This is a genomic window from Lacisediminimonas sp. (assembly GCF_030645335.1).
Classification (GTDB): domain Bacteria; phylum Pseudomonadota; class Gammaproteobacteria; order Burkholderiales; family Burkholderiaceae_D; genus Lacisediminimonas.
In genome coordinates this window covers 1-8,789 of sequence record NZ_JAUSNH010000177.1, presented here as the reverse complement: position 1 = coordinate 8,789, position 8,789 = coordinate 1, and the positions used below count along the sequence as shown (strand labels likewise).

At 62.0% G+C, this 8,789-nt stretch carries 11 protein-coding genes; 8 read left to right on the top strand and 3 right to left on the bottom strand.

Going from position 1 to position 8,789, the window contains the following annotated elements:
• The 8 genes from Q7T64_RS12435 to Q7T64_RS12400 all read left to right on the top strand — a co-directional run.
• Positions 1-1,161 (top strand): formate dehydrogenase subunit alpha (locus Q7T64_RS12435; protein ID WP_304796060.1); only part of this gene is annotated, 1,161 nt, incomplete at its 5' end.
• Between the two features lie 31 nt (positions 1,162-1,192).
• Positions 1,193-1,825, top strand: coding sequence for a formate dehydrogenase FDH3 subunit beta (fdh3B, locus tag Q7T64_RS12430; RefSeq protein WP_304796058.1), 633 nt, complete (start codon positions 1,193-1,195; stop codon positions 1,823-1,825).
• A complete protein-coding gene (locus Q7T64_RS12425) occupies positions 1,822-2,046 on the top strand; it encodes a hypothetical protein (RefSeq protein WP_304796056.1) in 225 nt (74 codons plus the stop codon). Before fdh3B ends, Q7T64_RS12425 begins: the two co-directional genes overlap by 4 nt.
• 13 nt (positions 2,047-2,059) lie before the next feature.
• A complete protein-coding gene (locus Q7T64_RS12420) occupies positions 2,060-3,259 on the top strand; it encodes a formate dehydrogenase subunit gamma (protein ID WP_304796053.1) in 1,200 nt (399 codons plus the stop codon).
• A 19-nt stretch (positions 3,260-3,278) separates the two neighbouring features.
• Complete coding sequence (locus Q7T64_RS12415; protein ID WP_304796050.1) at positions 3,279-3,617, top strand: hypothetical protein; 339 nt, start codon at positions 3,279-3,281, stop codon at positions 3,615-3,617.
• A gap of 147 nt (positions 3,618-3,764) precedes the next feature.
• A complete protein-coding gene (locus Q7T64_RS12410; RefSeq protein WP_304796047.1) occupies positions 3,765-4,607 on the top strand; it encodes a formate dehydrogenase accessory sulfurtransferase FdhD in 843 nt (280 codons plus the stop codon).
• 94 nt (positions 4,608-4,701) lie between these two features.
• Entirely contained in the window at positions 4,702-5,409 is a 708-nt protein-coding gene (locus Q7T64_RS12405) for an ABC transporter permease (RefSeq protein ID WP_304796045.1), read from the top strand.
• Positions 5,406-6,062: an energy-coupling factor ABC transporter ATP-binding protein gene (locus Q7T64_RS12400; protein WP_304796042.1), complete on the top strand. Its 657-nt coding sequence runs from the start codon at positions 5,406-5,408 to the stop codon at positions 6,060-6,062. Before Q7T64_RS12405 ends, Q7T64_RS12400 begins: the two co-directional genes overlap by 4 nt.
• A gap of 78 nt (positions 6,063-6,140) precedes the next feature.
• Here Q7T64_RS12400 and Q7T64_RS12395 read toward each other — a convergent pair whose 3' ends face one another.
• The 3 genes from Q7T64_RS12395 to Q7T64_RS12385 all read right to left on the bottom strand — a co-directional run.
• Entirely contained in the window at positions 6,141-6,518 is a 378-nt protein-coding gene (locus tag Q7T64_RS12395) for a hypothetical protein (protein ID WP_304796039.1), read from the bottom strand.
• Positions 6,519-6,535: 17 nt separating this feature from the next.
• A complete protein-coding gene (locus Q7T64_RS12390; protein WP_304796037.1) occupies positions 6,536-7,042 on the bottom strand; it encodes a type III secretion system chaperone in 507 nt (168 codons plus the stop codon).
• A 166-nt stretch (positions 7,043-7,208) separates the two neighbouring features.
• The coding region (locus Q7T64_RS12385; protein ID WP_304796034.1) for a hypothetical protein at positions 7,209-8,789 on the bottom strand (1,581 nt) is incomplete at its 5' end.

Here is an 8,789-nt window from a genome sequence, read left to right as displayed (position 1 = left end):
AAGGGCGGCCTGATGGAGCCGGAACCGGAGTCCATGCTGGAAGAAATCAATCGCGGCACCTGGACCATTGGCTACACCGGCCAGACGCCGGCGCGCCTGAAGGCGCACATGCGCAACATGCACATGTTCGACGTCAAGACGCTGCGCTGCAAGGGCGGCAAGGACGCGGCCACCGGCTACGACATGACCGGCGATTACTTCGGCCTGCCGTGGCCGTGCTACGGCAATGCCGAACTCAAGCATCCGGGCTCGCCCAACCTGTACGACACCAGCAAGCACGTGATGGACGGCGGCGGTAATTTCCGCGCCAACTTCGGTGTCGAGAAGGATGGCGTGAACCTGCTGGCCGAAGACGGTTCGCATTCGGTGGGCTCGGACCTGACCACCGGCTACCCGGAATTCGACCATGTGCTGCTGAAAAAACTTGGCTGGTGGGACGACCTGACCGAGGCCGAGAAGAAAGCAGCCGAAGGCAAGAACTGGAAGACTGACCTGTCCGGCGGCATCCAGCGCGTATGCCTGAAAGGGCATGGCGTGCATCCGTTCGGCAATGCCAAGGCGAGGGCGGTCGTGTGGAACTTCCCGGACGCCGTGCCCCAGCATCGCGAGGCGCTGTACAACACCCGGCCTGACCTGGTGGCCAAGTATCCGACCCATGACGACAAGAAGGCGTTCTGGCGCTTGCCCACCTTGTTCAAGTCGCTGCAGGACAAGAACGTCGAGAACAAGCTGGCCGAGAAATTCCCGATCATCCTGACGTCCGGGCGCCTGGTCGAATACGAAGGTGGCGGCGAAGAGACCCGCTCGAACCCGTGGCTGGCCGAACTGCAGCAGGAAAACTTCGTCGAGATCAATCCAAAGGCGGCGTCCGATCGCGGCATTCGCAACGGCGAATTCGTGATCGTGTCGACCCCGACCGGCGCACGCATCAAGGTCAAGGCCATGGTGACGCCACGGGTCGGCCCGGATACCGCCTTCATTCCTTTCCACTTCTCCGGCTGGTGGCAGGGCCGTGACATGAAAGAGTTCTATCCGGAGGGCGCCGCACCGGTGGTGCGTGGCGAGGCGGTCAACACGGCTACTACTTATGGTTACGACGCAGTGACCATGATGCAGGAAACCAAGACGACCATCTGCAACATCGAAAAGTTTGTCGCGTGACGCATAACGCCAAGTTCCAGGAGAGACCAAAATGGCACGAATGAAATTCATCTGCGATGCAGAACGCTGCATCGAGTGCAATGGCTGCGTCACGGCCTGCAAGAACGAAAACGAAGTACCGTGGGGCGTGAACCGCCGCCGCGTCGTGACGATGAACGACGGCGTTGTCGGCCAGGAAAAATCGATCTCGGTGGCGTGCATGCATTGTTCGGACGCGCCCTGCATGGCGGTGTGTCCGGTCGATTGCTTCTACCGCACCGACGACGGCGTCGTGCTGCACGACAAGGACATCTGCATCGGCTGCGGCTACTGCTCTTACGCCTGCCCGTTCGGCGCGCCGCAGTTCCCGTCGGTCGGCACCTTCGGCTTGCGCGGCAAGATGGACAAGTGCACCTTCTGCGCCGGCGGTCCGGAAGAAAACGGCTCCAAGGCCGAGTTCGAGAAATACGGCCGCAATCGCCTGGCCGAAGGCAAGTTGCCGGCCTGCGCCGAAATGTGCTCGACCAAAGCCCTGCTCGGCGGCGATGGCGATGTGGTTGCCGACATTTTCCGTACCCGCGTATTGCGGCGCGGCAAGGGCAGCGAAGTCTGGGGTTGGGGCACGGCCTACGGCAAGGCGCCAAATCCGAACGCAGTCGCACCGGTGCAGGAGAAAAAATCATGAGGATCGCTTTTCCGATGATCGCCGCCGCGCTGCTGCTGGCTGGCTGCGGCGAAAAGCCGCAGTCGATCAACAGCAGCTACAAGCCGGACCAGAAGGCATGGCAGGCCGCGCCAGGATCGCCGTTCAATGCCGCCGGCTACAAGGCCGGCGCCAAGGGTGCCTGGGATACGCAGATGCGCGACCGGAATCAGGCTCAGAACGAATACAACAAGGTCAACTGAGCCAGGGGGCATCATGAACAGAATCCTCGCCACATTCGCGCTGGGCCTGTCCTTGCTCGTTTCAGCAGGTGCGCATGCGCAGGCCAGCGGTACGATCAAGCCGGCACCAGAGGCGGCCGCAGCGGCGACAGCACCGGCGGCGCCGGCCGCGCCGGCCGCAGTTGCCCCAGCGGCCCCAGCGGTCGCAACTGCTGCACCGGCGGTTGAATCGATCGACATCCTCAAGCAAAACCAGGCACAGCGCAGCGCCGACCAGCCGGGCAACCTGTCGCCGACCTGGCGTGGGGTAGTGAGCGGCACGCCCAATTACTCCAGCCTGCCGGACCCGGAGGCTGCCGTACTGATCCAGCCGAAGGCGCAATTCCCGGGGCAGGCACGGCCAACCACGGCTGGCGAGGCATGGCGGCAATACCGCAATGGTCCGCTGACGTTCTATGGCGGCTGGTTGCTGCTGGTGGTGGTGATCGCGCTGGTCGCGGTGTATTTCTCGTTCGGGCAGATCAAGCTGAAAACGCCGCGCAGCGGACGCCTGATCGAGCGTTTCACCTCGGTTGAGCGGATGGCGCACTGGACCATGGCGATCTCATTCGTGATCCTGGCGGTCACCGGCTTGCTGCTGCTGTTTGGCAAGTATGTCGTGCTGCCGGTGCTGGGCCATACGGTATTTGGCTGGATCGCCAACGTCGGCAAGAACGTCCACAACTTCGTGGGGCCGGTATTTTCGCTGTCGGTGATCGTGTTCTTCATCATCTACGTGAAAGACAACCTGCCCAGCGCCGGCGACATCAAATGGATCGCGCGCCTCGGCGGATTGATCGGCAAAGAGCCTTTGCCGAGCGGCCGCTTCAACGCCGGCGAAAAGTTGTGGTTCTGGGGCGGTGTGGTGGTGCTGGGGCTGATCCTGACGGCGTCGGGTTTCTTCCTCGACATGCTGCTGCCAGCGGTGGAGTACACCCGCGGCAACATGCAGGTCGCTAACCTGATCCATCTGGTGGCAGCCGTACTGGTGACGGCGGTGTCGCTCGGCCATATCTACATGGGTACGCTCGGCCAGGAAGGCGCCTACGAGGCCATGCGCAATGGTTATGTTGACGATACCTGGGCCAAGGAGCATCACGAGTTGTGGTACGACGACGTGGCCAGTGGCCGTGTGCCGCGTGTGCGGACGGAAGAGGGGGCCGCCGCAACCGGCTCACCTTTGCGGGCATCGTGATTCATCGAGGAGAGAACAAATGAAGCTGAGCAAAATTCTGTTGGCTGTGGTGGGCCTGGCCGTTGCCGGCAGCGCCGCGGCGAAATTGCCGCCACCATCCGAGGAAGCAAAGGCAAAGGCGGCAGCAGCCAAAGACAAGGCTGGCTGGGCTGACAAGGTAGCCGGCTATCAATTGTGCACGGCGCAAGACAGGGTGGCGGCGCGCTACAAGAAGGCAGCGCCGGCCAAGCCGGGTAGTGCAGCAGCGCCGGCATGCCAGAACCCTGGTCCCTACGTAGCCACCGTCGCCGCCCCGCCGGCTGCGGGCGTGCCTGCTGCAGCACCGGCCGCACCGCCGGCGGCCGCCGCCAAAAAATAGGGTCTTTTTCGGGTGGCGGGCCGGTGCCTGCCACCCGTATCTTCGCTGCCGAAACCACGTAAAATGGTTTTTCGGTTTCGCGTGCCGCACCAGTGCGCATGCCTGTCTTTTCATCCACTATTTCAATTGCAACAGGATCACCCAGCCATGCCGCGCCCCGCGCTGACCAACGCCACCATCGAACTCACGCGCGAAGTGGAAGTGATGGATGAACGCGGCCGCGTGTCGACCATCTTCATCCCGGCCGAGCGGCCCTTGACGGTCTATGTCGACAAGCGTGAACTGGTGACGCTGATGACGCTGGGCGGCGCACCGGAGGCGCTGACGCTGGGCTACTTGCGCAACCAGCGCCTGGTCCGTTCGATCGATGATGTGTTGTCGGTCCATGTCGACTGGAGCGTCGAGTCCGTCGCCGTCAAGACCCGTGAGGGCATTGCCGATGTCGAGGAGCGCACCTCAAAGCGTGTGGTCACGACCGGCTGCGGCCAGGGTTCGGTATTTGGCGGCCTGATGGATGAAGTCGACAATATCGTGCTGTCGGCCGAGGCGCGGCTGCAGCAGTCGGTGCTGTACAAGATCGTCGACTCGATCCGGACCATGAAATCGATCTACAAGCAGGCCGGCTCGGTACATGGCTGTGCGCTGTTTACCGACACCGGCGAGCTGATCTACTTCGTGGAAGATGTCGGCCGCCATAATGCGGTCGACGCCATCGCGGGCAAGATGTGGCTCGACGACGTGCGCGGCGACGACAAGGTGTTTTACACCACCGGCCGCCTGACCTCTGAAATGGTGATCAAGGGGGCGCAAATGGGCATACCCTTCCTGCTGTCGCGTTCCGGCACCACCCAGATGGGGCATATGGTGGCCGAGAAGCTCGGCATGTCGCTGCTGGCGCGTTGTACCGGCACCCATTTCCTGCTGCTGACCGGCCGGGAGCGGGTCATCTTCGAGCCGCAACTGCTGGACGCTTCGCTGCGCGTGGCCTGAACATCGGCGTCGATTGGCGGGCAGGCTACAATGCCGCCGATGTTGATTGTTTCCTTGCCCGGCTCCATGCTCGTTTGTCATTCCCATTCTCGCCATGAACATTCTTGACGCCATTCGCGACGCCTTCGGACTGCTTTTGTCCGGTGACGACGTGCTGTGGCAGATCGTCTGGATATCGCTGAAAACGACCGGACTGTCCCTGTTGCTGGCAGCGCCGCTTGCCGTGTTGGGTGGCTACCTGCTTGCCAGCCACCAGTTTCGCGGCCGCCGGCTGCTGATCGGCCTGGTACAGGTGTCGCTGTCGATGCCGACCGTGGTGATCGGACTGCTGCTGTACCTGCTGCTGTCGCGCCAGGGTGCGGCTGGCTCCCTGCAATGGCTGTTCACCCAGAAGGGCATTGTTGCAGGGCAGGTACTGATCGCCTTGCCGATCCTGCTGGCGTTCACGCTGGCGGCAGTCCAGGCCGCCGACCGGCGCATTGCCGAAACGGCGATTACGCTGGGCGCATCGCCCTGGCGGGTGATGTGGACCGTGCTGTATGAAACCCGCTTCGGGGTGATGGCGGCGGTGATGACCGGCTTTGGTCGTGTCATTTCCGAAGTCGGCTGCGCGATGATGGTGGGCGGCAATATCGCCGGCGAAACCCGCACCATCACCACCGCCATCGCGCTGGAAACCAGCAAGGGCGAGTTCGCGCAGGGCGTGGCGCTGGGCATCGTACTGGTGCTCATGGCATTGCTGATCAATGCCGGCCTGATGCTGGTGCAGGGCGACGCCCATGCGGCACGGGGCAGCCAATGAGCGCTTTGCTGGAACTGGAAGGCCTCAGGAAGCGGCACGGTGAACGCCTGCTGTTCGATATCGATCGCTGGCAGGTCGAAGCCGGTGCCGCACTGGTGCTGACCGGCGCCAACGGCGTCGGCAAGAGCACCCTGTTGCGCGTGCTGGCCGGGCTGGAGCCGGCGCAACTTGAGCGCGGCAGCTTCTGCGGAAAGCCGTTCGCGCTGGCGCCGTATCCGCGTGAATTGCGCACCGCAATCGTCTACATGCACCAGCATCCGGTCATGTTCTCAACCAGCATCGAACACAATATCGGTTACGGGCTCAGCGCCCGCGGCATGGCCGCGTCCCTGGTCCGCGAGCGGGTGCAGGAGGCAATGGAATGGGCCGGCGTGGCCTACCTGCGCAATGCCAATCCGGCACAGTTGTCCGGTGGCGAAAAGCAGCGCATTGCACTGGCGCGCGCCAGGGTGCTGACGCCGAAACTGCTATTGCTCGACGAGCCGACATCCAACCTCGATGGACAGGCTCGCGAACAGCTGATCGCATTGATTCCGTCGCTGACGTCATCCGGCACCAGCGTGATCATTGCCTGCCATGACCGCGACCTGATTGCGCTGCCCTCGGTGCGCCGGATCAAGCTGCGCGATGGCGCGCTGGTGGATCGTTCCTGAGGCAGCCACCGGCAGGCAGGCAAGATCCGGCCGGCATGTTGCGCGCGCATCTGGGGCCGGCAATTGCTGCTTGCGATTTCACTGCTTTTGCTCGTCATCCTCGCCGGGTCGTCCTTCGTCGCCACCGGCGTCCTTGTGTTTTGCGCGCCCATCGCGTGACTTTGCCGGTGCTTTGCGCGGCGCGCGCTTTTTCCATCCCTTGATTGTCGAGCTGGCCGGATCGGCAAGCGCTTCGCGCACCAGCTTGCCGCTCTCGATATCGCGCATCGCATGGTAGAGCGCGATCAGTTGCCGGTTTTGCTCGCGCTGGCGCGGGTCGAGGCTGCTGCCCGGCGCCACCAGGCGACTCGACGGCGGCCCTTGCGCGGGAGCGGGCGCCAGTTCGTCTGGCCTGGCCTCGCTATCGGGCGTGGGCCTGTGCAGCGGCGGGATGAATTTTCCTTTGATCCGATCCATGATGACATCCTTGCTGCTTAGCTGGTCAGGTAGTGGGAGATGGGCACGGGTGCTGCGGCCACGGGGTCGTCTGGCGGCGGTACAGCCTTCTGTATCTGGTCTGTGAGCCGTTCGCTGCCCACGCGCGGGCCGACGCGGCTTGCCCACAGCGCCATTTGCGCGACAAAGGCAAGCAGCCACAGCCGAAAACTCACGGTGTCGAGTTGGGCCGGATCGGTTTGCGAATCGAGCATCACGACGCCGGTCGCGAAATGGATGCCGATCCGTCCGCCGAAGGGCAGGTCCTGTTCGGCAATCGGGCGCCACTCGATTTCCGGTTGCGAGGCGGCGCGGCCGATCTCGGGCCGTACTGAGCCGGCGCTACCGAAAATGGACACCGTGCCGGAAATCGGGTCGGACTCAACATTGACGACCCATCGATGATCAAACACCAGCGTGTACAAGCCGTGTGCATCGCGCCGGATGCGGCGCATGTCATGGAAGTCGGCGAAGTCGTCGAGAATGATCTTGAGGGCGGTAGTCATCGTTTCCGGATTGGCGCGTGGCAGGGGCATCGGACAGCAATCGCTGGCGACTTTACCGAGGGCTGGGCGCAAAAGGAAATTTGGTTCGTGACAAACCAATAATTTGATTAGCTTGGCTCATTGTTCGAACTGATGGTCGACATCGCCGATAACAGTCTGCCGGTGTTTATGCGTTGGGTGTGATTCCCCTGAACTTCGCGGTCATGGAATTGGCTGGATTGATCAGCTTCTTGATTGCCCATTCCGCGTCGTCCACCGGCACCTTCGCCGCCTTGACCTTCACCGATTCCCGTACGGCGATGGTCCTCTCCTTGATTGCCTTGCGTTCTTCCGCTGAAAAGCTGCCGGCAAGATCATCGTCCAGATTTTTCAAGCGTGCTTCAAACGCCTTTGTGCCCATTGTGGCGACGCTTTCGGCGCTAAGGTATTTCGGCTGGTTGACCAACAAGTACGATTTCTTGTCATCCGGCCCCCAATGGCGCGCATCCCTTTTGCCGCCGGCGTCGTCAGCGTCAATGATGGTCAGCTTCCATTCTCCATCCGGCGTGGCCGGTGGGGCCACGAACAGATTGCCCAGGTGTAAATCTGCCTGGTTCATGATGAAGGTCAGCAACTGGACATTGGCCATCGCCCTCCGGTAAGAGGGCGACTCGAACCTTTGCTTGTCCTGGGCCGGATTGCGCGAAACGCCTGTTCCGGTCAGGTAGATTTCTCCATTCTTGCCGAAGCGAACGGCATAGATGCCGAGCATTCTTCGGGTGGCTTGCGCGCGGGCTGGATCCTTCAGCGCAGCGGCATGCCTGGTGACCAGTTCGGCGACCCTCTTGTCCTCCGGGCGCTGGTTTGGCGCCAGCTTGTCATCGTAATAGAACCATTGGTTTGCTGGCTTGCCTGGTGCGAGTTCCATCAACAAGCCTGGCTTGCCGTTGATCATGGCGACCACGGCGTCACCGATGACGCCGTCCGGTCCATCGAGCCCGAGCGCTTTTGCCGTCCGCACGACTGCAATGTGGCGCAACTCGGGAAAGTGGCGGTTCTCATCGACTGCCGCCAGATCGCCAGCCAGGGAAACCCGGCCTGGGGCATTGTCGCCCCTTTTTTTCGCGGCGGCTTCTGCATCGCGCAAGTCCTGGTTGGACAGGAAGGGCTTGAACGCATATTGCTTTCCATTCAGCGTCAATGAGGAAACGGTGTTGAAGGATCCTGATCCGAGTTTTTTCATCGAGTCTTCAGGCACTCTTGCCACGAGGCGGGGAAAGGACAAGGGGCTGTACGAAACCCGGTAGTCGTCAAGCAGGGCGCGCACCTCATGCACTTTGCCAGCTTGTTCAAGCTGCAAGTAATACGGCCCGAATTTTGCAATGGATTGCGCCGACGGTTCACTTTTTCCGAGCACACGGGCAGCGCAAAAAAGGCGGATTCTTTCGTCGTCGTATTGCAGCGCCGGAAGGCTTTTTGCCCTGGCTTCATATCCATCCGTGACGTCTTTGCGCGGCTTGAATGGCATGGCATTGAGCTCTTTCAAGGCCATGTCGGCAGGCAGGCCGGCCTGGCGCAGGATGTAGTAGCAGCGCAAAGTCGGCTCGTCGGCTCTCTGGGGCGACTTGCCGATTGCTTCACTGGCAAATATTTTTGCCGCGTCCGCCGGCCATCCCTGTTTCAGGTAGTCCTGGTGAATTCTTTCACGCTCGTTTTCTTTCTTTTGCTGGAGAGTGTCCAGCACGTCCTGTGTCGGCTTGGACTTGGT